The organism is Rhodococcus sp. FG69, from assembly GCF_057808915.1.
The window spans coordinates 1-24,605 of the sequence record NZ_JBMDIX010000024.1; the positions used below are offsets into that span (position 1 = coordinate 1).

Here is a 24,605-nt window from a genome sequence, read left to right on the forward strand (position 1 = left end):
TGTAGTCATCCACGCCCCCGCTGGCAATCCGGACGCCGAGTCCCCACTGCGGAGCCTCGGAGTCGTTGGGCAGAACGAACTCCCATGGGCGAGAAGAGGCTACGGCCCGAGCAGATCCCACAGTGGGTCGTCGTAGCCGATGTCGTAGGTGCATTCCGCCGGCCTCGGGTCGGGCACGAACGCCCACAGCAAAGCCCCCGCCGTACCCGCTTGCTTCTGACCGTCGATCTTCGTGGCGATGCTCGTCGCCCGGTCGTCGAGTTCGCCGCAGGACCCGGCCAGTTCGCCGATCTCGGCCACCAGCAACGGCTTTCCCACCTCGGCGGTCTGAGTGATCCGGCGGGCGAGGCCGTTCCACTGATCGCCGGGCAGTGGGACCCCATCGGCGCCGTAGTCGTGGTACTGGAGAACGTCGACGGCGGGAGATTCCGCCAGGTAGCGGTACTCGTCGCCCTGGCTCCCGCACTGTCCGCCGCCGGTCAGCCCGGCCGTGATCAGGGTGTCCGGATCGAGGGCGCGGACCTGAGCGCCCGCGGTGTCGAAGAAGGTGCGCAATACCTGTGCAGCGTCCGACGTGCACGTGCGGGTCGACCACGAACAACTCGCGTCGGCGCAGGTGCTGGTCTCAGGTTCACCCACCAGCTCCCACGCGGCGAGGGCAGGCGAACTCTTCCATCGGTCGACCGCCGTCGTCACCCAATCCTGGAAGCTGAGCACTGCACCTGCGGCGGGTGGGTTGGTCCAACCGTCGATGTACCACTGGCGGTCCTTGAACACGTCTCCCTCGCAGGCCCCGTCCTGGGGTGAAAGCACGGGAACGACGAGCTGACCGTGCGCCTCCGCCGCTGCGAACACCGCGTCCATCGGACCGAAATCGAGTGCACCGGTGAATCGATTGGTCGCCAACGCTTGGAATGCGTTGAACCGCGTCATGGAATGCGCCGGCAGCGACGAGAAATACGAGTTCAGGTCGACCATGGCACCGCATCCCGCATTGACCGACCAGTTCGTCGCCAGCTGATAGGCGTTGAATCCCGTCGGCCACCACGGTGAGCCGTCCAGTCTCAGGCCATCGGAGTCTGCGGTGACCCGGGCAGAGGATGCGGGGCTCGCCGGTTGTGCGATCGCCGGCGTCTGCGCCGTGAACACGAAAAGTACTGCGAGGGCGGTCATCGCAGCGCATCGACTCAACCGAGTGGTCCGGGGCATTCGACGATGCTAGTCAGCTGACACGCACAACGACAATCGGATCTCTTGCGCGAACAGCGAAGTGCATCAGTTGAATGATCGAACATGGGCGATATGGATAGTGGATAGCTGATAAACAATCTCCGTGACCGAATGTGCAGCAATGTAACTGGCGAGTAGTTTCTTTGCATTACCACGATAGCGCCATTTTCGGCTGCGCCAGTTACGTTTTCAAACCATAATGGTACTCGGCAGTATCAACACTCGAGGTCGGATTTCTATCATGTTCCGTAGTTCCCGCATGTCTTCATGGTGCGCACGTGTCGCCGTGACGACAGGTGTCCTTGCGCTCGCACTACTCCCGGGGACCCCTGCGTGGGGCCAGGAACCAGACGAGACGGAATCCACCGACACCGCGTCGGACGCGGTCATGACATTCCTCGACTTCGGCGGTCTCGGCTTGGGTAGATCGCTTCCGCTGTACGGGCTCGACGGATCGGCCCAGATAACGATTCCAGTTCCCACCGGAACTGTGCCATCGGAGTTGACCGGGACCGTTACCATCCCTGCGTGGCTCGACCGTGGTTGGCTCGACGTCGAATCCGCCGACCGCCCGATCGCCCGCATCGTCCTCGATACGAACGCATCGACGGTTCCGGTGTCGATTCCGCTGACCGCAGCCGCCGTCGTCGGCGGCACTGTGACGCTCGAGCTGTCCTCGACGCTGATCCCCGACGCCACCTACTGCCCCGACGTGCGCAACGACCCACTCCGACTCATCGACGCCTCCGTCGCGTACGCCGGCCTCCCCGCGATCCCACGGACCCTCGCCGACTTCCTGCCCCCGGTTCTCCGGCAGCTCACCGTGTTCGTTCCGTCCGAGCCAGACTCCGACGTCATCGCCGCAGCCCTGACGATGACGACGTCGGTGACCGACTACTACGGCGCGCAGACCGTGAACGTCGTCGTGCGGCCGGATTCCGAGCTGCAGGGCGCGGTCTCGGACGGGCCGTTCGAACGGTCGGTGGTTCTGTCCGAGAACAACGATGCGAGCGCCGAACTCGTCTTCCCACTCGACCAGGCTCCGCCGCGTCTGTTCGTCACCGGCTCCGGCGCCGAGCTCATCGACCAGGCGCGGCTCGTGACGAGCAACGTCGCAGAACTGGCGCTGTCGACGAAGGCATTCGCCGGAGCATCCGTACCTCCTGCCGTGCTCGCACCGAATTCGACCACGCTCGACGACCTCGGCATCGGTACCGTCACCGGAACCCGCACAGCCTCGATCCCGCTCGATCAGACACGTCTCGGTCGGTCGGTAGCGAACGTGTCGGTGCACCTGATCGGCACCTACACTCCGGGCTCCGGCTCCCTGACCGCAACGGTCGGCGGTGCGACCCTCGCGGCGTGGCCTGCGGACGACAGCGGCATTCTCGACCGGTGGATCGAGATTCCCAACGCGACGCTGGAGCGGATCACCACCCTCGACGTCACCGTCGAGCATCCCGCCGACAGCGCAGCCGCATGTGGCCGCACCGTCGTCTCCGAGGTGACGGTCGACGGTTCGAGCGTCGTCGAATCCTCCGGCTCGTCGACGTACGCGCCCCTGGGATTCGGTTCGCTACCACAGACATTGATGCCTCGCGTCGGTATCGCGCTGGCGGACAACACATTCGCCAACATCGTGCGTGCAGTCTCGATCGTCGACGGACTGCAGCGGATGTCGAGCAGGGCTCTCGACGTCAGCGTCATCTCGCTGGAGGACGCCCTGAACGGGACCGAACCGGCGATCGTCATCGCCCCCGACGGCGGGTTGCCGGATACCGTGACGCTACCGCTGTCGTCCACAGGCGCGACGACGTTCACGACGGTGTCTGCCCAGGGCTCGGAAACCGTGCTCACCCTCGATGCTGCACTGCCGTTCGCGAGCCTTCAAGTGGCAGCCGCCGAAGGTGACGCGGCGAAGCTGATTGCATCGTCCAACGGTGCGCCGGAGGAGCTGGACAGATTGCTGGGATGGCTCGACGCCGACCCGTCGCGATGGTACGGGCTCAGCGGTGACGTCTTGTTCGGTGCCGCGGGCTCCGATCCGTTGTCGTTGTCCAGCGCCGACCTCGCCGGCCCGGAAGCAGACGCCGCCGCCGATCCCGACGGTTCGAACGGGCTGCTCGTCGCGGGAATCGTCGCCGCCGTCGTGTTGGTGGTGATCGGACTCGCTGCAGCACTGATCGTCTGGATGCGCTCGCGTAGAAGTGACTCCCGCGCGCCATGACGACAGACGTCGACGTCCCCAAGGCCGGGAATACCGAATCGATAGTCCATCGGATCCTGTCCCTGCGGACGCGTCGACCCGTCAGCATCATCTTCTTCTACTGGGTAGTGCTGGTGATGTGCGTCGGTATCGCGACCTATCCGACCGGAAAGCGATTGGCGCAGGAAGCAGCCGACGGCGCGATCACGACCTACATCTTCGTCCTACCGTTCCTCGCAGCGGTGGCGGCGCAGGGGATCGCGCGTCGTCGAGCCGGGGAGCTGCCGATCCACGATCGGCAGACCGACATCATCGTCGGCGGTCTGGCGCTGCTGGCCGCGGTGGCGATCAAGGCGCTGTGGGTGCCGCGCTACGTCGAGCAGTATCAGCTCTCCCATCTCGACGTGCTCGCTGGCTTGGTGTTCTTCCTCGGTGCTGCCATTCTGCTGTTCGGGCTCCGGCCGGTCGGGCGATTCTGGTCGGTGTGGCTACTGCTACTTGCGTTGAGTCCGTTGGGGTATCGCATGGTGGCCATCACTGCGGGAGGTAGCCGATTCGCCTACGGTGCGGTACTCGTGTTGCTTGCCGGCCTGGCCGGGGCAATCGCTGTCGGTCGTACCTTTCGACGAGCATTGGCAGGCTTCGTCTGCACGGTCGCAACCGGATTCGTGATTCTCGCGGCGATGTTGGCGAAGTGGCCGAACCTGCACATCGCGTGGTTGCAGCTGATCCCGACGGTGGGTGCCACAGCGGTGGTCGGCATCGGGTTCTATCTCGCTGCGCGGCGCGGACAATCGCTGCGGCCGTTGTCGCGTCCTGTTGCTCCGGTGACGGCGAAGAGGTCGCTCAGCTCGGCCGTGACGGTCGTCGTGGCGTCGGTGATCCTGTTCGTGATCCCGATCCCGGCGCAGACGGTGATTTCGTCCACTCCGGGCCCGCCCGGGCCTGCGTCGGCGCCGCTCATCGTGCCCGACGGATGGACGCAGACCGGCACCGAGAACTTCGACTGGGTGAGGTCGTACTTCGGCCAGAAGTCGTCGCTGAATCGTCAGACCATGCGCGCCGACGAAGGAAACCCAGCGTGGGACCTGCAGTCGCGGCCGCGAACGGTCGTCGTCGATGTGCTGACGACGACGAACCGCGCGAGCCTGGGGGTGTACCCGGAGAGCACGCTGTACCGACTGAGCAACACCCGTAGCAGCGAGGCACTGCCGGTGAAACTGGGCCACGACGTCGTCGGTTCGCTGTACACCTCGGTCAGTGACGCGCTGCTCCTGACGTGGACGAAGCTGGTGTTCACCTGGGTGCGTGGCGAGTTCACGCAGCGGGTCACCGTCATCAGCGTCGACAATCACGATCCCGGCGCGGACTTTCCGCAGCCGATGCCGTCGATGGCGTCGAACCTCGGTACCTCGCTGGCGATCTTCCTGCGCGGCAACACCATTGCCACCGACGACGATCCCGACTACAAGGATCTGGGACTGCTGACGACGTTCGGGACCGCACTGGTCGCCGCGCAATGGGGTGCGAAGTGATTCCGCGCGTCGGGCAAGAGTCGGAGAGCTTTCGAGCCGCGGCGCTCGACGACGCCGTCAACGGGCTCGCTCGTCGTCATCCGCTTGCGTCGGCCGCCGTTGCATTCGTCCCCTGGCAGAAGCGCACCGCGCTGACGATCGCGGCGATCACCGTCGTATGCGCGGGTCTGGCGCCGTTGACGACTCTGTTGACGATCACCGTGCTGTGCACCATCGGCTACATCGCCATGATGGCGGACCGGCTACTGCTGTTCTCCCGGGGTCTCGACGCAAGTGCCATCGTCACCGTCACCGACGAAGAAGCGTGGGCGATTCCCGACGACGAATTGCCTCGGTACACCATCCTGGTGCCGGCGTACGACGAGCCGGAAGTAGTCGGCGATCTCATCGCGGCGATGAGCAGCCTCGACTACCCGGCAGAGAAACTGCAGGTCCTGCTGCTGCTCGAAGAGGACGACGACGTCACCATCGCCGCGGCGAAGGCCAGTGGCGTCAGCGACGTCGTCGACGTGGTGCTCGTTCCGGCCGGTGATCCACGGACCAAACCCAAGGCCTGCAATTACGGATTGCACTTCGCGACAGGGGAGATCATCACGATCTTCGACGCCGAGGATCAACCGGAACGCCTGCAGCTGCGCCGCGTCGTCGCGGCGTTCGCTCGGTTGCCCGAGACCGTGGCCTGTGTTCAGGCGAAGTTGGCTTTCCACAACGGTTCTCAGAACTTGCTGACCGGATGGTTCACCGCCGACTACGCGTTGTGGTTCGGCTATCTGCTGCCCGGGCTGATGCGGAGCACGTCGCCGATCCCGTTGGGCGGCACCTCGAATCATCTGCGCGCCGACGTCATCGAGGAGGTCGGCGCCTGGGACGGCTTCAACGTCACCGAGGATGCGGACCTCGGGGTGCGTATCGCAGCGTCCGGCTATTCGACTGCCGTCCTGGACTCGACCACACTCGAGGAAGCCAACAGCGACGCGATCAACTGGATCAGGCAGCGGTCCCGCTGGTACAAGGGCTACCTGCAGACCTGGTTGGTGCACATGCGTCGGCCTCGGGACACATTTCGTGCACTCGGCCTGGTTGGGACGTACCGGTTCACACTGTTGTTGGCGGGCACTCCGATCACCGCGTGCATCAACATGATCTTCTGGTTCGCCACTGCGGCATGGATACTCGGCCAACCCGCGTTGGTGGCGGCACTGTTTCCGCCGTACATCTACTACTTCTCCCTGGTATCGCTGATCATCGGCAACGTCGCGACCGTGTACATGTACCTCATCGCCAGCAGGGAGAGCGGGAACGCGTACCTGCTGGTCCCGAGCCTGACGATGCCGCTGTACTGGCTGATGATGAGCGTCGCAGCGATCAAGGGCTGCTGGCAGCTGCTGCGTAATCCGTCGTATTGGGAGAAGACGTTTCACGGCCTGTCGACGCCGACGCCCGATGCAGAGTCGGTGAAATGAGACTGTTTCTGGGTGCGTTCGCCGGATATTTCGCGGTCGGGCTGACGCTCAGCCTGCGGTTCGGCTACCTGCTCGGCGATGCGTTGTCGAGGACGTCGGCAGCACAGGCAGTGCTGTTGAGCCGGGATCCGCACGTATCGGCGATCGGGTTCATCTTCACGCCGTTGACCGCCCTGCTGCAGCTACCGCTGGTCGCGTTGTCGTCGTGGTGGTCGGCGATCACGCGGTGGAACATCTCCGGCATCGCGGTATCGGCGCTGTTCATGGCCGGTGCGACAGTGATGGTGCTGGGCATCTGCCGCGACCGCGGGCTCGTCGGATGGCACAGCGCCCTCATCACTGCCGTGTTCGCTCTCAACCCGATGATCGTGTTCTACGGCGCGAACGGGATGAGCGAGGCGGTGTTCCTGTTCTTCACGTGCTGGGCGGTGCGCCGGTTGCTTCGGTGGGTGCACACCGATGACGTACACGACTTGATCGTCGCCGGAATCGCTTTGGCGCTGGCCTATCTCACCCGATACGACGCCGTCGTCGCGATCGCCGGGGCGGCGTTCCTCGTTGCCGGTGTGACGCTTCTGCGTCGTGGCCGAGGCGAGTGGCGAGCGATGCGGCGTCAGGCCATTCTGGATGCAGTTCTCGTCGCCGGACCGGGATTCGTCGCGTTCCTGGTGTGGAGCGCGACGAGCTGGCTGATCACCGGTGAACTCCTGGCGCAGCTGTCCTCGAGCTACGGCAATTCGGCGATTCTCGAACAATCGGGCGGGTCGACGGGGACGCCGCTGGCCAACGCGGCGTTCGCGTTGGTCGCCGTCCTCGCAATGGGGCCGCTGCTTCCGCTGCTGCTGCCCGTCGGCGCAGTGCTCGCCAAGGCGCGCGGTGATCTGGAATTCCTCGTCGCCCCGGTTGTGTTCGGAGCGATTCTGGCGTTTCAGGCATTGACCTACATCAGTGGGTCGACGTTCGGTTTCCTGCGGTTCTACATTTGTGCGATTCCGTTGGCAGTCGTCATGGTCGTTCAACTCGCTCCGGCGCGGGGGAATCCGCGCACTCGTCGGCGCGGGGCGTTTGTCACGGTGCGTCCGGACAGGCCGTCGACCGCTCGTCCGGTCGTTGTGTTGTCGGTCGTGCTGTCCATGCTGGCTGTGCCGATCACGGGGTGGGCGATGCTGACGCCGTCGTTGTCCAGCCAGCAGTACGCGCTGAGGTACCTGCTGGATACGCACCCGGACGCCCGCGACGTCGATGCGGTGTCGGCGCGCAAGGTCATCGCATCGTTCTCCACCGAGCGGGAACTTGCGGCGTATCTCGACCGTATGGATCTACCGGAGGGGTCGATCCTCGTCGACACCGTCTACGGATTCGGCGTCCTCGCGGCGTCCGCTCACCCGAAGCGTTTCGTTGTGCCGTCCGACCAGGATTTCACGACGATCCTCAACGACCCCGCCGCAGCCGGCGTCGAATACCTCCTGACGGTGCCCAACAGTGGACGCGGTGAGTCCGACGCCCTCAACCGCCGGTACCCGACGGTCTACGACAACGGCGGCACGATCGCGACCCTCGAATTCGAAGTGCCCAATGTGGGCGCGGATCAGCCGGACTGGAGGATCTACCGAGTGCTGTCGTGATGTCGGCCAGAACTCAGGTGTCGAGCTGGACCTTCACGTGCACGCTGTCACCGTCCTTGTGGGCCACCGCTCGACCCGTCCGTGTGGTCCCGTCGAGCTCGATACGGATGGGACCGCCGTCTGGATAGAAGTTGCGCCACCACGACTTCTTGTCCGGCATGGCGACGCCGATGGTGACCTCGTCACCGCGGCGCTTGTATCCGACGGGGATGGTGAATTCCTTGCCGGACTTACGGCCCGTGTAGGTGATCTCGGTGAGCGCGCCCGAGATGTACTTGCCGATGATCGGGGCTTTGATCAAGGGCCGAACAAAGACGTTGAGACCATTGGATACACGCTGGAATGTGTTCACCGTCTGAATGGTGCCACGACCGTCAGCGTGCCGCCACCGTGCTCAAGCGTTCCCGAACGATGGCGTCGGCGGCCTGACCGGCCAGTATCCCCTGCTCGTGCTGTCGAGAGAGGATCCGTTCGACGGTGACTCCGATGTTCTTGACCTGAGCCTCGACCTCGCTGCGGGGAGTGTTCGAGATTTCCGCGGCGACCTGGATGAGGCCACCGCTGTTGGACACGAAGTCCGGAACCCAGACGACACGCTTGGCGCGCAGCGACTCTTCGACGCGTGAGACCGCGAGCTGATTGTTCGCCGCTCCACAGACTACGGCTGCGTTCAGTGTGCGCACGCTGAGGTCGGTGAGCGTGGCGCCCATCGCGCACGGTGCGTAGATGTCGATGTCCTTGTCGATGACCGTCTCGGCGATGGCGACACCCGGGAACGCGGTCTTCACTCGTTGCAGTGCAAGGGTATTGACGTCGCTGGCGGTGACCACGGCTCCCGCGTCGAGCAGCAGGGAGATGAGGTTGTACCCGACCTTTCCCGTCCCCTCGACGCCGACCCGGCGTCCGGTGAGATCCGTCGATCCCCATACCGACTTCGCTGCGGCAGTCATCGAATTGAAGACACCGAGGGCAGTCATCGGCGCACTGTCACCCGAGCCTCCTGCTGCCGGCGTCCGGGACACGACGTGCTCGGTCGACCGTCCGATGATGTCCATATCGTCGGAGGTCGTGCCGACGTCTCCCGCAGTGATGTAGCGCCCGTCGAGTGTCTCGACGAACCGGCCGTATGCCTCGAGCAGGGCCGGTGTCTTGTCCAGCGCCGGGTCTCCGATGAGAACTGCCTTACCTCCGCCGAGCCGCAACCCCGCCGCGGCAGCCTTGTACGTCATGCCGCGGGAGAGCCGGAGCGCATCGGTCAGTGCAGCCTGCTCGTCGCGGTAGGGGTAGAACCGCGTGCCACCCAACGCGGGACCGAGCGTCGTCGAGTGAATTCCGATGATCGCCTTCAAACCTGTTGCCTTGTCCTGGCAGAAGACAACCTGCTCGTGGGGTGAGTCGTCGGCGAAGTCGGGGCGGTCGAATACGCCGGAGTAGGTGTCGATGTCGACGTGGTGTTCGGCGGCGTGCGTCATGGATGTGCTCCTGTGCGTGGGTGAAGGGATGTCTTCTCTAGCGCAGTGTTACGGCGGGTGCCTCGACGCCGAGTCGCTTCAACGTCCCGAGGTAGGTGGAGATGTTTCGCAGCTTGACGTCCTCGTAACCGCGGACGATGTCGGCAGCTCGAGCGAATTCGACAGCGGTCGAGTAGTTCTCGGTCGACAGCGTCGATGCGAATTCGTGCACGGTCGCTATGTAGTGCGCCAGCAGTGTGCGCTCGATGCGCCGCACCTTCGCGTAACCGAACGGATCGAGCGGTGTTCCGCGAAGAACCCGACCACGCGCGAGAACCTTCAGCGCGACGTGGCTCTTCGGCCCCATCCCGATCTTCTTCTTCCGCCCGAGCGCCTTCAGTGCCGGTGGGTGCAGCTTGTAGGTCAGCTTCTCACCGCCGGGCACCTCGGCTGCCACCGAGTTCAGGAATGCCGGATCGGTCAGCATCCGTGCGACCTCGTACTCGTCCTTGTATGCCATCAGCTTGTGCAGGCCGTGCGCGACGGCGTCGGTGAACTCACGGCTTGTTCCTACGGAGCTGTCTGCATCCCACACGGTTTGGACGAGGGAAAGGTAGCGCCGAGTGATGGCCGTTCCCTGGTACGACATCAGCTGCGCGGACCGTCGTTCGACCGTGTCGAGAGTGTCGCCCTCGATCGTCAGATCGGTCAGCAGATGTGTCGGGACTACTGTGTCGCTGCGGATGGGAGCGACGTTCGACTCCACTGCGTCGGAGAAGGCCTTCGGTTCGGCTACTCGTGCGCGTCCCCAACGGAACGCGGCGATGTTCGCGGACACTGCAACCCCGTTGATCGTGATCGCCTCTTCGATCGACGCTGCCGAGACAGGAAGTCCACCAGCCTGATACGCGGCTCCCACGAGCAGGAAGTTCGCAGCTGCCGTGTTGCCGAACAGCATCTCCGATGCAGCCGACGCGTCGAACGAGTACATCGACTTGGAGACCGCCGCGAGCCTGCCGACGAGATCGTCTTCGGCCGGATACTGGACGGAGGAGTCGTACACCATGTCGCCTGTAGCGGTCCTGGTGGTCGAGGCAACCGTGACGGTGCGTTCGGCGCTCCCGTATCCGACGTTCTTCGCGTCGGCTGCGGTCAGGAGGTCGAACGCGAGCACGCAGTCGGCCGAGGACGGGCTGATGCGGTTCGACGATTCCCGAGCATCCGTGGCCAGGCGTAGATGCGAGGTGACCGGTCCTGCTTTCTGGCTCAGACCGATCTGGTCGAGGCCTTCCACATGCAGACCGAAACGCAGCGCCGCCATACCGAGAACCTGGTTGACGGTGACGATTCCGGTCCCGCCGATGCCGGCGAGGAAGATGTTGTGAATCCCGGTCAACTTCTCGCGCTTCGGTTCCGGCGCTGTCGGCGGATCGGGGACGGCCTTGCGTGCGGGCGAGGCGTTTTCGGGAATCTCCACCGTCACGAACGACGGGCATTCACCTTCCAAGCACGAGTAGTCGGTGTTGCAGGACGTCTGATCGATGGTGGTCTTGCGGCCGAATTCGGTGTCGATCGGCTGTACTGACAGGCAGTTGCTCTTGACTCCACAGTCACCGCAGCCTTCGCAGACCGCCTCGTTGATGACGACGCGTGTTCGACGCGCGGGCAGGGTGCCGCGCTTGCGTTTACGGCGGGCCTCGGCCGCACACTGCTGGTCGTAGATCAGCACGGTGACGCCGGGGACCTCGCGCAGGATCCGCTGCGCCTCGTCGAGGCGTTCACGCTCCCACAGAACCGTGCCCGGTGCGAGCTTTGCCTTGCGGTGCCGCTGCGGCTCGTCGGCGCAGATGATGATCCGACGGACGCCCTCCGAGGCGAGCTTGTGCGTCAACTCGGGGACGGTGAGACCGGCTTCGGCGTCCTGGGCGCCGGTCATCGCGACGGCCGAGTTGTAGAGGATCTTGTAGGTGATGTTCACCCCGGCCGCGATGCACGCCTGGACGGCCAGCTGACCGGAGTGGAAGAACGTTCCGTCGCCGACATTCTGGAAGATGTGGTCGATGTCGGTGAATGCAGCCTGACCGATCCACTGCGCACCCTCGCCGCCCATCTGGGTGAGGCCGGTGACCTGGGAATCGGTCCGCGAGGACATCGTGACGAGCGTGTGGCACCCGATTCCGCCGCCGGCCAACGATCCCTCCGGCACAGCCGTCGAACGATTGTGTGGGCATCCCGAGCAGAAGTACGGCGCCCGCTTGGCAGGCAGGACGGTGAGGTCGAGCACGGGAGGCGGAGGTTTCGGCAGCTCGGTGTACCCCTTCAGGACCCGGCGCAGGGGCCTGAGCAAGCGAGCCGCGGTGAGTTCTCCGTCCGCAGGCACGAGGGGCGCGCGCTCGGCGTCGTACTTGCCGACGATGCTCGGCGCGCTCGCCGTGCCGTACAGAGCTTCCTTGACCTGGGATTCGACGAAAGGCGTCTTGTCCTCGACGACGAGCACCGTGTCCAGACCGTCGGCGAACTGCTGGACCTTCTTCTCCCCGAGCGGGAACGGCATTCCGATGCGCATGACACGAATACCCAGCTCGAACAGCCGCTCGCTTCCGAGGCCGAGTTCATCGAGGGCTTGCCGGACGCTGTCGTACGCCGTCCCGACCGCGACGATGCCCAACTGCGCACGCGGCGGATCGATGTCGATGCTGTCGATGTTGTTGGCCTCGTTGAAGAGCCTCACCATTTCCCAACGCGGACCGTACATGTCGGCTTCGGCGAGAAGGCTCTCCGGCGGCGAAGCCATGATCCGCTGACGGTAGGTCCAGGGGCGGCCCTCCCATTCCAGCGTCGGGCTGACGATGGGGAAGTCGGCGAAGTCGGTGCTCATCGTCCACAGTCCGTCGGCGACGTCGGCGACGATCTTCATGGAGGACCAGCATCCCGACAGCCGCGACAATTCGACACCGAGAAGACCGAACGCGATCACCTCCTCGGCGTTGCGCGGGAAGAAGATCGGCATTCCCAATGCGGCAAGGGACTTTTCGCTGGCCGCGGGGACCGTCGACGATTTGGCGGCCGGGTCGTCGCCGACCAGTACCAGTGCTCCGCCCGACGGATGGGCGCCGTACATGGTGGCGTGGCGAAGTGAATCACTTGCTCGGTCGAGGCCGGGGCCTTTGCCGTACCAGACGCCGACGATTCCGTCGTGTGTGCGTTGGCCTTTCGGCAGTTCCATCTGGCTGCCCCATACCGACGTGGCCGCGAGCTCCTCGTTCATTCCTGGTACGAGTCGAACGTCGTGCTCGTCCTTCAGCTCGGGGATGCCGGCCAGAAGTCGGTCGAGTCCGGCGAGTGGACTGCCCTGATAGCCCGACACGAAGGTCGCCACGTTCCGGCCCGCACGGCGATCGCGTTCGTGTTGCTCGACCAGCTGTCGGGCAATGGCCTGCACGCCCGTCATCAAGACAGGTCCGGAGTCCGTTCGGTAGCGGTCGTCGAGGTCGACAGCGCTCGGCGCTACGCGTGTGTCGTCGATTTGGGTCATGAAGAGGCTCCACTTCAGTACACTTGCACGCGGTCGAGATGAACAAAACGTGGTGTAAGCGTGCATCGATTCGGCTCTTCAATCAAAGGAAAGCGCAACAACTGCACCATCGGTTCAGTTAGAGACGCCCGTCACGTCTGGAGTTGAAAACAATGCTCAGTATCGACCGGCTCGACATCGAGTTGCTCGGGGTTCTCTCACGCAACGCCCGCGTGGGAATCGTGGAGCTGGCGTCCGCGTTGGGCGTCGCTCGCAACACTGTGCAGGCCCGGTTGGCGCGCATGGTCGAGGCGCGCGTCCTGTCCGGATTCCGACCAGAACTGGACCTCACCGAAGTGGGGATCGCTGTCGAAGCGTTCATGGCGTTGGAGTTGGAGCAGGGCCGCATCCAGAAGGTCGTGAACGCTCTGACGTCGATGCCGGAAGTGCTCGAGATTCACGCGACGACGGGGCGTGAGGACCTTCTCGTTCGAGTAGCCACCGCGACGCAGGCCGACCTGCAAGCTCTCGCTCAGAGAGTGGTGTCTGTGCAGGGCGTGTCGCACTCGACGACGACGATCGCCCTGACCACCCCGCTGCGCTACCGGATACAACCGCTGCTCGAGCACCTCGGCAAGGAGGAGGGGTGGGGGCGTTCCACTCCCACCCCGCGCTGATCCCTCACCCCAGGAACGGACCTGTCGGTAGGCTTCGGGGATGGCGGAGACACCTTCGTGGATCGAACTGATGGGGCGGCATGCGGCGTCGGGGACCCACGGGCTGACGGCAACCGTGACGACGCGAGGTGACGGCGAGCCCAGGCAATGGCAGGTGTGGCGCTCGCGTAGCGACCAGTGGCGCGTCGAACAGGGCGGTGAGCCGGTCTATCTCTTCGACGGCACGTCGGCGGTGATGCGCCGAGACGGTCGAATGCATCGAACGCAGAGCGACTTCCACATGCCATTGCTCGGATCGCCCGGACCGATGGCTTTCGTCGGCGGGCAGTCTCTGCTCGAACGCATGTCTCAGAAGGTCGTTCCCTCGACGCCGCGACTCGCCTCCGAAGGTGGGCGTCGGGCATACGCCGTCGATCTCACGCGCGACGGTGGGTCCGAGGTGGCCGAGGTCGTGCTGGACGACGAGACCGGGGTACTTCTTCGCTTCACCGCCGACGCTGTCGACAGACTCGTCGTGACCGATCTCCAGCTCCGCGGCGATCTGCCGGACGACCTGTTCGTATGGGGCGGACCGGCCGAGGAGACGCCGCGGCCCGACCGCAACGAGGCACGGCGTCGGGCGCGGGAGGTGCCGTGGATCGCAGTGCTGGTCCAGATGGTGCACGGACCGAATCCCCCTGTGCGGGGCAAGATCCGGAGCGTGGGGGAGGACGGGACGGCCGAATCGTTCGGTCGGAATGTGGCGATCGGTCCGGTCGGTGACCTGTCGGTCTGGCGTGACGGCGCGCGTGTTCGCATCGAGCGGCCCGACGGCACGCCGGTCCTGATCAGCGACGGAACGCGGAGCTGGCGGTTCCGTGGCCGCGATGTACCTGTGCAGGAGCCTGTTGACCCACTGATGTTCCAGGGCAGCGGTACCGAATTGCTGGCGCGTCGACCCGCAGCGGAATGGGTCGGCGACGACTTCACCCAGCTGATCGGAACCGTCGAGATGACCCGTCGGCTCGGCCGGTCCGTCTACGAGTTCGATCTAGCTCCGCCTGCGCACAAGCCACACCCGCTGCACATGGTCGTGGACGCCGAGACAGGACTTGTTCTTCTGCAGGGGGTTCCGTCGAACGGCTCGGTCGACGAGTGGACCGAGTTCGAGATTCTCGACTCGCTCGACGATGAGCTCTTCACGTGGTCGGCGCCGTCGCAGTCGGCCGAGGAGCTCGTGCGACGACAGCGTGAAGAGGACGAGTCGGCTCGACGCGAACACTTGACCTGGTTCCGCGACAACGTCACCGCTGAGCCGTTGACCGTCGAAACGACGATCACACTCGAGGTGACCCACGTTCACGAAGTGGACTCCGAGACCGGTACGTTCAGCGCGAGCCTCGGCGATCACCGTTATTCCGGATCACTCTCCAGACGAGTGCATTCCGAGTACGTGTGGGCGCCGTACCCCGATGCCAGAACCTGGTCGAGCAACGGTTTCGACTGGGTGCTGGCGGTGCGCGGCGTCGAGCTGAGCGACAGCGCGTTCGCGGACCTGCGGCGTCGCATCGATCCGAGTACTAGCTAGACCACGGGGGTATTGTCGTTCGGTGCCCAGCCTGAGTCCTCGTCGAGCCGGCGCGTTGGCCGATGCGCTGACGATAGTGTCCATCGTCGCCCTCGGTATCGGTGTTGCGGCGGTGGTGGAACGTAGCCCGGCGCCCCATGAATCCCCTGAGTCCTCTCGTTTTGTCGTTGCGCCCACGACGGAAGCCCCTGCTGATTCGACCTACCGGACTGCGGAAGTGACCTTCCCGACGACTATCCCGGGCTGCGACGTCGTCGAACCACCGTCCGAGGGATCGGCGACATGGGGTCAGATCTCCACCAGCGCAGACGCGTACGACAATCCGCAGTACCCCTGGTACTCCGGACCTCGGTCGGTGATGATGACCGACGCGTTGAAGCAGGCGTTGCCCGAGGGCGTGGACATCCAATTCGGCAGTCATCGGGAGTCGTTGGTGTTCCAGCCGATCCCGCAGACCTCCGTCGAACCGGGACAGCCTGCCGTGCCGGGCTGGGCGTCGGCCTCTGCAGAGATGGGACGTGGTGACACCGTCGGTCTGCTGTCCGTGTCCGTGTCGGCAGGTACTCCGGTTCCGCCGTGTGTTGCAGGCTCGGTCCAGGAACGGACCACGTCTTCGGATGGAACGGTAACCGACGTCATCGAATCCTGGTACGAATACGGCACGGACAGAACGAATTTCCGCAGTGTGACTGCCTATGCTCCGGACGGATCGGAGATCGTCGCCACCGCATCCGACGCCGAGGGATTTCAATCGGTCGATGCAGGGAAGCGCGACACAGTGCTTACCGTCGAAGAACTGAAAGCTATTGTGGCGCTACCGGAGCTGCGAGTCACCGCGTCGGTGCCCGCGAACACTCCTGGGCCGATGGCAGGGTGCGACGAGATGGCGTACATGTCCGACGGACCCCCGATCGACGCTGATGCCGCGCAGAAATTGAACGACGCGCTGGCGGATGTCGATATCGACGAACAATTCGAACCAGGTCTGAACACGCTGAGACTCGCCGACTTCTGGACGGGAGTGGTGTGCACGCACGTCGACGTAGTCGGAACCGGTGCCGACATATCCATTTCCATCATGGGCGGGCAGGAACTGCCGACGGTGCCTGACATCTACGATCCGGCCTACGACAACCGCCCGCTGTCCACCGAAACCCTCGACGACGGTGCGGTTCTGCAGATCGACGAGATGCCCTACTCCTATTCGCCGGCGCCGCAGGAAGGGTCGACAGGCGGGCTGCGTCGCACCGTCACGGTGACGTACCCGTCGGGAACGCAGGTGGAGGTTCGCTCACACGCCGAACGTCCCGACGAGCCTCTTGGAGTGGACACGCTGCGGGCCATCGCCACCGCGGACGGATTGGACGTTCTGTGAACCCCTACCGAAGGCTGGCCGTCACTGCCGTGGTTGCGATCGTCAGCGTCGGCGCAGCAGTAGCGTTGGTGGCCACTGCACCCCTCGAGGACGCGGAGCCCGCGCGCTCGACCACGGTGTCGCCGGGTGCCGTCTGGACACTCGACGCCGCCGACGTGCTCGGCGCCGAGTTCGCGACGTTCGAAGACCCTGTCGGTGGACGGTTCGGTGAGGTGGCCGGAGGCGTCATCGACGCGGGTGATGTGCTCGTCGCCAAGGCCGCCTGATCAACCAGGAGTCGAGGGAATTCGAGCAATCGGAACTGGTGGGGTTCGATGCCTCGACCGGTGTCGTGCGGTGGACGGCGGCGGCGGACGAGATCGACAACTGCTCGTCGACGGTCATGGGTTCGATCGTGTTGTGCGTCAGTGGAAGTGATGTCGTGGCCATCGATGCTGCATCCGGGGAGGTGACGCGCTACCCCACCGGGTGGAACGTGTTCGGCGTGACCGCGGACGGCACCGATATCTACGTGGTCGAGGGTGAAGTCGACGGATACTCCGTCCGTATACATCGTGGGACTCTCGACGACTTAGACTCGAGGTGGTCACTCACCGTGGACGACACGTGGGTGGAGCCGACCAACCGGGTCGAGATCGTGACGATTGCACGCGGCAACGGAGTGGCCCAGTTCTCGTCGGGGACAGCACTGTTCGACATCGATACCGGTGAAATCGTCGACAACTTCGCGTCACCCGACTGCGTGCGTGGACGGTCCGAGCGGGGAGACGAGGTCTTCTTCGTGGTCGGTAGGCGTTGCTCCGACTTGTTCGTGTTTCGCTCGGACCTCGTCGACTCGACCGGCCGAACCATCGCCACGGTAGATGCCGAGCTGTATCAGCGGACCTCGGTCGATGCGCTGAACGCGCCGGAGGATCCGGTCATGTTCGGCGGCACCGCATTCGACCCGGTTTCGGGCCGAGAGCTCTGGGCGACGGACGACTACAACTTCACCAGTGATGTTGCGGTAGTCGACGGTGCGGTGATCGCCCCGTCCGTTCCGGCGCGGGATCTCCGCACGGGCGGGCAGTTGTGGTCAGCCGATGTCGAGCCCGTCCACGCTCTGCCGACCGCCGTCCATGGCGGCGCCGCGTACGTCGTGGACTGGCAGGAGATCCTCGCGATCGAACCAGCCACAGGTGCCCGTCGCGCATCCGTGTCCATCGAGGGCCTGCTGGGCAACACCGAGGGTAGGTCCGAGCAGGTGGCGCTCCAGGAAACCGGGGCAGGAGTACTGGTCGTCAACGAGACGAGGCTGAATCTCCTGTCTACCCGTGCCTGAGTCGTTGCAGTCTGCGACACCTTTCACGAATGGATAGGCTAGCCTAGCCTGCATTGGGACGCCGCCCGGCTCCCCACGATGCTCAAGGACTCGACAATGTCGGCTGCGGCCAGGATCTCCACCACGCTTCGCACCCTCACCATCGCGTCGATCGCACTCGTCGCCCTCGCCGGGTGCTCGGGGAGCACAGAACCGACTCAGTCTGCGGAAGCGATGGATTCGCTTCTTCCCGCCGCGGAAGGGACGACCGAATACCCGCTCACCCTGACCACCGCAGTGGGTGACGTCGTACTCGAGGACCGTCCCGAGCGCGTGGTCATGGCGAGTTCCTGGGACGCCGATTTGTTCGCGGCACTTGGTGTGACGCCGGTCGGTACCGATGCCCAGGTGGAGTTCTACCCGTGGGCGCAGGAGAAGATTCCGGGCCAGATCGAGACCGTCTGGCCAGTCAGCGACGACGCGTACCCGGCCGAGCAGGTCGCGAACACGTCGCCGGATCTCATCGTCGACACCCTCGCATCCGACGCCGAGACGGTTCAGCAGCTCAGTGACATCTCACCCGTTCTGGGCGCGCCGGCAGACAACCCGGACGATCCGCAATGGCAGGAACGACTTCTACTCCTCGGTGAGGCACTCGACCTCTCTGCCCGTGCACAACAGGTCATCGACGACTACGACGCCACCTTCGACGACGTTCGCGCCGAGCACCCCGAGTTTGCCGGGAAGACGGTGGACTACCTCGTGTTCTGGGGAGGGGGAGCTGGGACCGGATACTTGAACATCGCGGGCAGTGACCCCGAAGCGCTGCTGACTCGGATGGGCTTTGCTGCGAATTCCAACGCTGATAGCTTCCCCGACGAAACCATCAGCGACGAACTCCTCGACACACTCACCGGCGACGTGCTGGTGATCTCCAATCAAGCTTCCGATCAGGCCGAGTTCGACGCATGGTTCGCAAATCCGCTGATCGCACGTCTCCCCAGCGTGCAGAACGACCAAGCGATCGTGCTGAACCTGTCACCCGAACGGACGGTCACCTACAACGGCGAGCTGCAGGAGTTCACCGGCCACTTCGGTCGCGCATGGAACTTCGGTCCCCTCGCGCACGCCGAAATCGCAGATCTGCTGGTGCCCAAGCTCTCGGACAAGCTCAGCTGACTAGCTAGCGGCCGGCACACTCGCGGCCGACATTCCGGCGGCCACGATCGCCAGCACGCCGAGCACGATGTACGCACCCGAGTAGCTCGAAGTCCATGAAGCGAGCAGAGCGCCCACCCATGGTGCGAATGCCATCGTCACGATCACCGGTGCGGACATGACGCCGTTCAAGTGTCCGTACTCGGAGGGCCCCCACCTGTCGGTGATCGCGGTGGCTTGGACGAGAGTGAACACCCCGCGCGCGAGTCCGGCGCCGACGGCGATTGCGATGAGTCCAACCGTCGACGTCGCGATGCCCAGGAAGAAAGTGGTCACGGCGGTGGCAGCGATGATGCCGACGGTTCGCCCGCGAACTCCGGTGAACCGTTGCAGCGGCAGGTATCCAATGCGTCCGAGAACCTGGCCGAGGCCACCGAGCCCGAGTGCGGTGGCCGCGACGGCAGGTTCGGCGCCGTGCTCGAGCAGCAGTGGCACGAGGTTGAACACGCCTGCGAACGCGACGAATGCCGCCAGGCTCAGGGACGCGGTGAGCATGATGAACGGCCGACTGCGTACGATGTCGGACCGGTGCATCGCATCGTGATGTGGAGCGCTCACGTCTGGCCAGCGCCCCCGTAGTCCGAGGAGATGGCCCGGCACCGTGACAACGAGCAGCAGGACTGCGAGCACCAGATATGTTCGACGCCAATCGCTCTGATCCGACAGCAGAGCCGTCAGCGGCGCGAACACCGTGCTGGCCAACCCGGCAGCGAGGGTGAGGATCATCAGCGCGCGTACGCGGTCCGTTCCCCACCACCGCGTCAACGCTGCGAACGCAGGCGGATACAGCACTGCGCCCATCGCTGTCCCCGCGACTACCCACCCGAGATAGAACATCGCCAGGTTCTGTGATGTGGCAACGATCGCCAAGGCCGGCACTGCAACGACTGATCCGACGGTCATGACCCAGCGCGGTCCGTGTCGATCCAGGATCCGCCCGACCGGGATACCGACAACCGCCGCGACGAGTTGGCTCAACGAGAACGCCGCGACGATCGAGGTGGTCGACCAACCTGTGTCCGCAGAAATGGCAGGGGAGAGAACAGGAAACGCGTAGTACAGGATGCCCCAGCTGGTGATCTCGGTGAGGCACAGAATCGACAGGACCCGGCGTCGACCAGGATGTGCTTCCTCCTGCGTCGACGCCGGGTCGGTGACCGACTCAGTCACGGCTGGACGGTGCGCTGAGACTGATCAGCTCCGGTGCTGCCGGCGCGCCGCAGCATCCACCACTTCCGGCAGCATCGGCGTCGGGATCGTCGAAGAGTCCGGCACCACCGCAGACGCCGGTATCGGGAAGTGTCAGTTCGACTTTCCGCGCGCCGTCATGATCACCAGCGAGCTCGGCTGCAATACTGCGGACCTGTTCGTACCCGGTCATCGCCAGGAACGTCGGCGCACGGCCGTAGCTCTTCATCCCGACCAGGTAGAGACCGGGCTCCGGCTGGGTGAGTTCCTCGACGCCGTGTGGGTAGACGGTTCCGCAGGAGTGCATGTTCGGATCGATCAGCGCTGCAAGGAACTTCGGGGCCTGCAGCGTGGGATCGAGATCGAGGCGGACCTCGGAGAGCCATGACAGATCCGGTCGAAATCCGGTCAGTGCGACGACGCGGTCGACGCCGTCGATGCGGGCACCGGAATCGCTGACGAGGGTGAGCTGGTCACCGTCCGCAACGACTTCCTCGGTGCGGAATCCGGAGACCACGTTCAGGTAGCCGTCGTCGACGGCTTTCTTGGCCCGTAGACCGAGTGCGCCGCGTGCTGCGAGCTCGTCTGACTCACCGCCACCGAACACCGAGTCGGTGACGCCGCGCCGCACTGCCCAGGTGAGTCGTGTGCCTGGGTGCTCTGCTGCGAGCTCGGCGAACGTGATGATTGCGGTCAGCGCCGAATGCCCACTGCCGGCGATGACGATGTGCTTGCCTGCGAACTCGGATCGGATCGCATCGTCGGCGAGGTCGGGAACGCGGTAGTCGATGCGCTGGGCAGCATTGCGTTCTCCGATGGCCGGAAGTCCCTCGCTGCCGAGCGGGTTGGGGGACCCCCACGTGCCCGAGGCGTCGACGACGGCCCTCGCCAGGATGCGTTCCTCGCTGCCGTCACCGTGGCGAACGTGGACCGAGAGGGGTTCGGTGTCACGGCCGGCGTCGACGACGCGGTCGCGTCCGCGTCGCGCGACACCTACTACCTCGGAGTCGAATCGGACTGCGTCGCCGAGCACTGCAGCGAGAGGCGCGAGGTAGCTTTCGACCCATTCGCGGCCGGTGGCGTAGGTGTCCCCGTCGGGTGCGGTCCATCCGGTCGGCGTGAGCAGCCGCGCAGCGGCAGGGTCGACGACCTCGGACCACGGGGAGAACAGGCGGACGTGATTCCACTCCGCGACGGCGGATCCAGCACCAGCGCCGCGTTCGAGCACGACGACCTCGGAGCCGGTTTCGGTCAAATGTGCAGCGGCGGCGAGGCCGATCGGTCCGGCTCCGACCACTACTACCGGGTACTCGGTCATCTGTACTTCCCTTTCATCGATGGTCATCAATGTTCGCTGGTTCGACTATATCGATGGTCGTCGATGGTGGCAACCATCGATCGCTGTCGATACACTCGCGTCATGACCGCAGTTGCGCTTCCAGTCCAGGTCGAGCCACTAGCCGCCGATGATGCGGCGACGTACGCCCAGTGGTTTGCGTGCCTGGCCGAACCGATGCGCGTCCGGATTCTGCATCTCGTCGCCGGATCCCCATCGGGCATCGCCGTCGGCAAACTCGCCGACGCGCTCGACATCGGGCAGCCGACGGTGTCGCATCACCTTCGCAAGCTTGGCGACGTCGGCTTCGTGACCCTGGACAAGAGGGGCACGACGACGATCGTCTCGGTCAACCCGACGTGCTGCACCGGTCTCCCACACGCCGCGGATGCAGTCATGGGTCTGCTGACGCCCCGACCGTGCTGCCCGGCGGACCTTCCGGACGATGTGACGGTCCGCGCGATGACGGACTCCGACTGGGAGGCGGTGCGCCGGATCTACGCCGAGGGCATCGCTACCGGCGACGCGACGTTCGAGACCGACGTCCCCTCGCAGCAGGTGCTGGACGAAAAGTGGTCGGTCGGCCACCGCTGGGTCGCCGTAGTCGAGGAACAGGTCGTGGGATGGGCGACGTTGGCTCCCGTCTCGGACCGCGACTGCTACCGCGGGGTCGCGGAGAACTCGGTCTACGTAGGGGACGGGTTCCGCGGCCGCGGCGTGGGAAAGTCGCTGATACACAAGCAGGTCAACGAAGCCGATGCTGCTGGTTTGTGGACGCTGCAGACGTCGATCTTTCCCGAGAACCGCGCAAGCATCGCGCTGCATCATTCGTCGGGATATCGAACGGTCGGGATCCGTGAGCGTGTCGCCCAGCTCGACGGCGTCTGGCGTGACACCGTCATGCTCGAACGCCGCCGCGCGGACTGAACGCCGGCCCGACGGATTCACGACAGCGTCTCCGCGAGAGCAGACACTGCTGAACGTGCGGTCCTCCCCACCCCGATGAGCGTCGCGGACGCTGGGCCTGTCCAGTCGCCGTATCCCAGGAACACCATCGTCGGCTCGCCCTGAACGTGGTTGCCACTCAACGCTATCGTCGACGAATCGGTGGTCGGCAGATGCAGCTCGCGCAGGTGCCGCAGCGCCGAACGGAATCCGGTGCACCACACGATGGCGTCGAATTTCTCGGTTCCGTCCTCGCCGCGCACGCCGTCCGGAACGATCTCCGTGAACATGCGTCGGCTGTGCAGGACACCTCGCTCGCGTGCCTCTTTGACAGGCGGAACCATGACGATGTCGCCCAACCCGGCGACGCCACCGGAGTCGGCTGCGCCGGTTGCGAGCGCGCGGGCGCGATCACTGGCAACGTCGAACAGGACTCGCCCGTCGACATCGTCGGGGAGGAAACGTGGTTCGCGAGTGGTGAACCACACCGTGTCCGCGACGGTCGAAATCTCGGCAAGGATCTGTGCCGCGGAGTTGCCCCCACCGACGACGGCGACGCGTTGGCCCGTGAACTGTTCGGGGGAGCGGTAATCGGCAGCGTGCAACTGCACTCCGCCGAAGCTGCGCATTCCCGGATACGTCGGCCAGAATGGACGTGACCACGTTCCGGTGGCGTTGACGATTGCGTCCGCGTCGAATACCCCGTTGTCGGTTTCGACGCGATACCGATGACCGTCACCTCGTCGAACCGAGTCCACTCGTACCGGCCGGTGCACGGGAAGGTCGTACTTCTTCTCGTACGCGGTGAGGTAGTTCACGACGTGCGAGGCGGGCGGAAAGCCCTGCGGCCACGGCGGCATCGGCCATCCCGGCAGACGTGAGTACTCGGCGGGCGAGAACAGGTGCAGTGAGGGCCAGTAGTCCTGCCAGGAGCCGCCCGGTCGGGGCTGGTCGTCGAGGATGACGAAGTCCAACCCCGTCCGGCGCAGGTAGTACCCGGCGGCGAGGCCGGCCTGACCGCCACCGATGACGACCGTGGTCACGGCCGCACCGGGAGGCAAGAGTGAGCAGGAAGCCACACTTGCGCGGATTTCACGCGGGAACCCGCGTGATGTGGTCGCAAGTGTGGCTTCCTGCCCATTTTCCGATCACCGAGACAAGAGTGCGGCGAGGTCGTCGACTCTGGTGGCGATGTCGTCGCGAACAAGCCGCATGCGTTCGATGCCGTCGATACCACGCTCGGACGGCTCGTCGGTGTCCCAGTTCAGATACGTCGGACCGTCGACGGCGTCGAGCTTCGCTTCGCTGCCGAGGGTGATGACGTAGTCCATCCGAGCCAGTAGTTCGGGATCGATCGGCTTCGGCTGCTCGCCGGTGAGATCGACACCGACCTCGAGCAGAGATTCTGCGGACAACGCATTCACTGCACTGCCCGGCTTGGTGCCGGCCGAATGCACCTCGACGGTATCGCCTGCCGCTTTGCGCATCAGTCCGGCAGCCATCTGCGACTTGCCACCGTTCTTGACACAGACGAACAGTACGCTCGGCATGCTCATCGAGTGGGCACAGACTGCGACAGCTCGGCAATCAGGCTTTCGATGCGCGCTTTGATCTCGTCGCGGATCGGACGGACCGCCTCGACGCCCTTGCCGGCCGGATCGGGCAGAGCCCAGTCGCGGTAGCTCACGCCTGGGAAGACCGGGCATGCGTCGCCGCACCCCATGGTGATGACGACGTCGGAGGTTTCGACGGCTTCCGGGGTCAGGATCTTCGGAGACTGTGCCGAGATGTCGATACCTAGTTCGGCCATGGCCTCGACGGCGGCGGCGTTGATGGTATCTGCCGGTGCGCTACCGGCGGACCGGACCTCGATGGTGTCGCCGGCGAGGTGGCTCAAGAATCCGGCGGCCATCTGGGAACGGCCGGCGTTGTGGACGCAGACGAACAGAACACTGGGTGTATCGGACATCGAGAG

Annotated in this window: 20 protein-coding genes; 11 read left to right on the forward strand and 9 right to left on the reverse strand. The window is 64.9% G+C overall.

What is annotated here, in order from left to right; genetic code table 11:
• Window positions 1–99: 99 nt before the first annotated feature.
• Window positions 100–1,209: a beta-mannosidase gene (locus tag ACODSO_RS18415; protein ID WP_068372684.1), complete on the reverse strand. Its 1,110-nt coding sequence runs from the start codon at window positions 1,207–1,209 to the stop codon at window positions 100–102.
• Window positions 1,210–1,516: 307 nt separating this feature from the next.
• Here ACODSO_RS18415 and ACODSO_RS18420 point away from each other — a divergent pair, with 307 nt between their 5' ends.
• The 4 genes from ACODSO_RS18420 to ACODSO_RS18435 are packed head-to-tail and all read left to right on the forward strand — an operon-like array spanning window position 1,517 to window position 8,059.
• The gene (locus tag ACODSO_RS18420) at window positions 1,517–3,457 is read left to right on the forward strand and encodes a hypothetical protein (protein WP_156520300.1); all 1,941 of its coding nucleotides are present in this window, start codon (window positions 1,517–1,519) and stop codon (window positions 3,455–3,457) included.
• Complete coding sequence (locus ACODSO_RS18425; RefSeq protein ID WP_082897733.1) at window positions 3,454–4,971, forward strand: hypothetical protein; 1,518 nt, start codon at window positions 3,454–3,456, stop codon at window positions 4,969–4,971. The genes ACODSO_RS18420 and ACODSO_RS18425 overlap by 4 nt, the downstream gene beginning before the upstream one ends.
• Window positions 4,956–6,434, forward strand: a complete 1,479-nt coding sequence (locus ACODSO_RS18430; RefSeq protein ID WP_068372690.1) for a glycosyltransferase — start codon at window positions 4,956–4,958, stop codon at window positions 6,432–6,434. Before ACODSO_RS18425 ends, ACODSO_RS18430 begins: the two co-directional genes overlap by 16 nt.
• On the forward strand, window positions 6,431–8,059 hold the full coding sequence (locus tag ACODSO_RS18435) for an ArnT family glycosyltransferase (RefSeq protein ID WP_489038223.1): 1,629 nt from the start codon (window positions 6,431–6,433) through the stop codon (window positions 8,057–8,059). The genes ACODSO_RS18430 and ACODSO_RS18435 overlap by 4 nt, the downstream gene beginning before the upstream one ends.
• A gap of 13 nt (window positions 8,060–8,072) precedes the next feature.
• Here ACODSO_RS18435 and ACODSO_RS18440 read toward each other — a convergent pair whose 3' ends face one another.
• The 3 genes from ACODSO_RS18440 to ACODSO_RS18450 are packed head-to-tail and all read right to left on the reverse strand — an operon-like array spanning window position 8,073 to window position 13,045.
• Window positions 8,073–8,411: a hypothetical protein gene (locus tag ACODSO_RS18440; protein ID WP_489038225.1), complete on the reverse strand. Its 339-nt coding sequence runs from the start codon at window positions 8,409–8,411 to the stop codon at window positions 8,073–8,075.
• A gap of 22 nt (window positions 8,412–8,433) precedes the next feature.
• Window positions 8,434–9,531 (reverse strand): Glu/Leu/Phe/Val family dehydrogenase, encoded by a 1,098-nt coding sequence (locus tag ACODSO_RS18445; protein ID WP_068372699.1) that lies wholly within the window; start codon window positions 9,529–9,531, stop codon window positions 8,434–8,436.
• 37 nt (window positions 9,532–9,568) lie between these two features.
• Entirely contained in the window at window positions 9,569–13,045 is a 3,477-nt protein-coding gene (locus ACODSO_RS18450) for an indolepyruvate ferredoxin oxidoreductase family protein (protein WP_489038227.1), read from the reverse strand.
• 152 nt (window positions 13,046–13,197) lie between these two features.
• On the opposite strand from ACODSO_RS18450, the gene ACODSO_RS18455 reads away from it, so the two are divergent.
• The 6 genes from ACODSO_RS18455 (at window position 13,198) to ACODSO_RS18480 (ending at window position 19,122) form a co-directional block, all read left to right on the forward strand.
• Entirely contained in the window at window positions 13,198–13,701 is a 504-nt protein-coding gene (locus ACODSO_RS18455; RefSeq protein ID WP_068372704.1) for an Lrp/AsnC family transcriptional regulator, read from the forward strand.
• 40 nt (window positions 13,702–13,741) lie between these two features.
• Window positions 13,742–15,268 carry a hypothetical protein gene (locus ACODSO_RS18460; RefSeq protein ID WP_489038228.1) on the forward strand — a complete coding sequence of 509 codons (1,527 nt, stop codon included), beginning with the start codon at window positions 13,742–13,744 and terminating at the stop codon, window positions 15,266–15,268.
• Between the two features lie 22 nt (window positions 15,269–15,290).
• Window positions 15,291–16,643, forward strand: a complete 1,353-nt coding sequence (locus ACODSO_RS18465; protein ID WP_489038229.1) for a hypothetical protein — start codon at window positions 15,291–15,293, stop codon at window positions 16,641–16,643.
• Entirely contained in the window at window positions 16,640–16,909 is a 270-nt protein-coding gene (locus ACODSO_RS18470; protein WP_489038230.1) for a hypothetical protein, read from the forward strand. The genes ACODSO_RS18465 and ACODSO_RS18470 overlap by 4 nt, the downstream gene beginning before the upstream one ends.
• A gap of 38 nt (window positions 16,910–16,947) precedes the next feature.
• The gene (locus ACODSO_RS18475) at window positions 16,948–17,964 is read left to right on the forward strand and encodes a PQQ-binding-like beta-propeller repeat protein (RefSeq protein ID WP_489038231.1); all 1,017 of its coding nucleotides are present in this window, start codon (window positions 16,948–16,950) and stop codon (window positions 17,962–17,964) included.
• Between the two features lie 96 nt (window positions 17,965–18,060).
• Window positions 18,061–19,122 carry an ABC transporter substrate-binding protein gene (locus ACODSO_RS18480; RefSeq protein ID WP_489038232.1) on the forward strand — a complete coding sequence of 354 codons (1,062 nt, stop codon included), beginning with the start codon at window positions 18,061–18,063 and terminating at the stop codon, window positions 19,120–19,122.
• Here the strand turns inward: ACODSO_RS18480 and ACODSO_RS18485 are convergent, their stop codons facing one another.
• Both ACODSO_RS18485 and ACODSO_RS18490 read right to left on the reverse strand, forming a co-directional pair.
• A complete protein-coding gene (locus ACODSO_RS18485) occupies window positions 19,123–20,331 on the reverse strand; it encodes an MFS transporter (protein ID WP_489038233.1) in 1,209 nt (402 codons plus the stop codon).
• Entirely contained in the window at window positions 20,324–21,667 is a 1,344-nt protein-coding gene (locus ACODSO_RS18490) for an NAD(P)-binding domain-containing protein (RefSeq protein WP_489038303.1), read from the reverse strand. The genes ACODSO_RS18485 and ACODSO_RS18490 overlap by 8 nt, the downstream gene beginning before the upstream one ends.
• A gap of 102 nt (window positions 21,668–21,769) precedes the next feature.
• On the opposite strand from ACODSO_RS18490, the gene ACODSO_RS18495 reads away from it, so the two are divergent.
• A complete protein-coding gene (locus tag ACODSO_RS18495; protein WP_489038234.1) occupies window positions 21,770–22,612 on the forward strand; it encodes a helix-turn-helix domain-containing GNAT family N-acetyltransferase in 843 nt (280 codons plus the stop codon).
• 17 nt (window positions 22,613–22,629) lie between these two features.
• On the opposite strand, the gene ACODSO_RS18500 is transcribed toward ACODSO_RS18495, so the two are convergent.
• The 3 genes from ACODSO_RS18500 to ACODSO_RS18510 all read right to left on the reverse strand — a co-directional run bounded on the left by ACODSO_RS18500 (window position 22,630) and on the right by ACODSO_RS18510 (window position 24,599).
• Window positions 22,630–23,673 carry an ArsO family NAD(P)H-dependent flavin-containing monooxygenase gene (locus ACODSO_RS18500; RefSeq protein WP_489038235.1) on the reverse strand — a complete coding sequence of 348 codons (1,044 nt, stop codon included), beginning with the start codon at window positions 23,671–23,673 and terminating at the stop codon, window positions 22,630–22,632.
• A 105-nt stretch (window positions 23,674–23,778) separates the two neighbouring features.
• Window positions 23,779–24,186, reverse strand: coding sequence for an arsenate-mycothiol transferase ArsC (locus tag ACODSO_RS18505; RefSeq protein WP_489038236.1), 408 nt, complete (start codon window positions 24,184–24,186; stop codon window positions 23,779–23,781).
• Window positions 24,183–24,599 (reverse strand): arsenate reductase ArsC, encoded by a 417-nt coding sequence (locus ACODSO_RS18510; protein WP_489038237.1) that lies wholly within the window; start codon window positions 24,597–24,599, stop codon window positions 24,183–24,185. Before ACODSO_RS18510 ends, ACODSO_RS18505 begins: the two co-directional genes overlap by 4 nt.
• Between the last annotated feature and the right edge of the window lie 6 nt (window positions 24,600–24,605).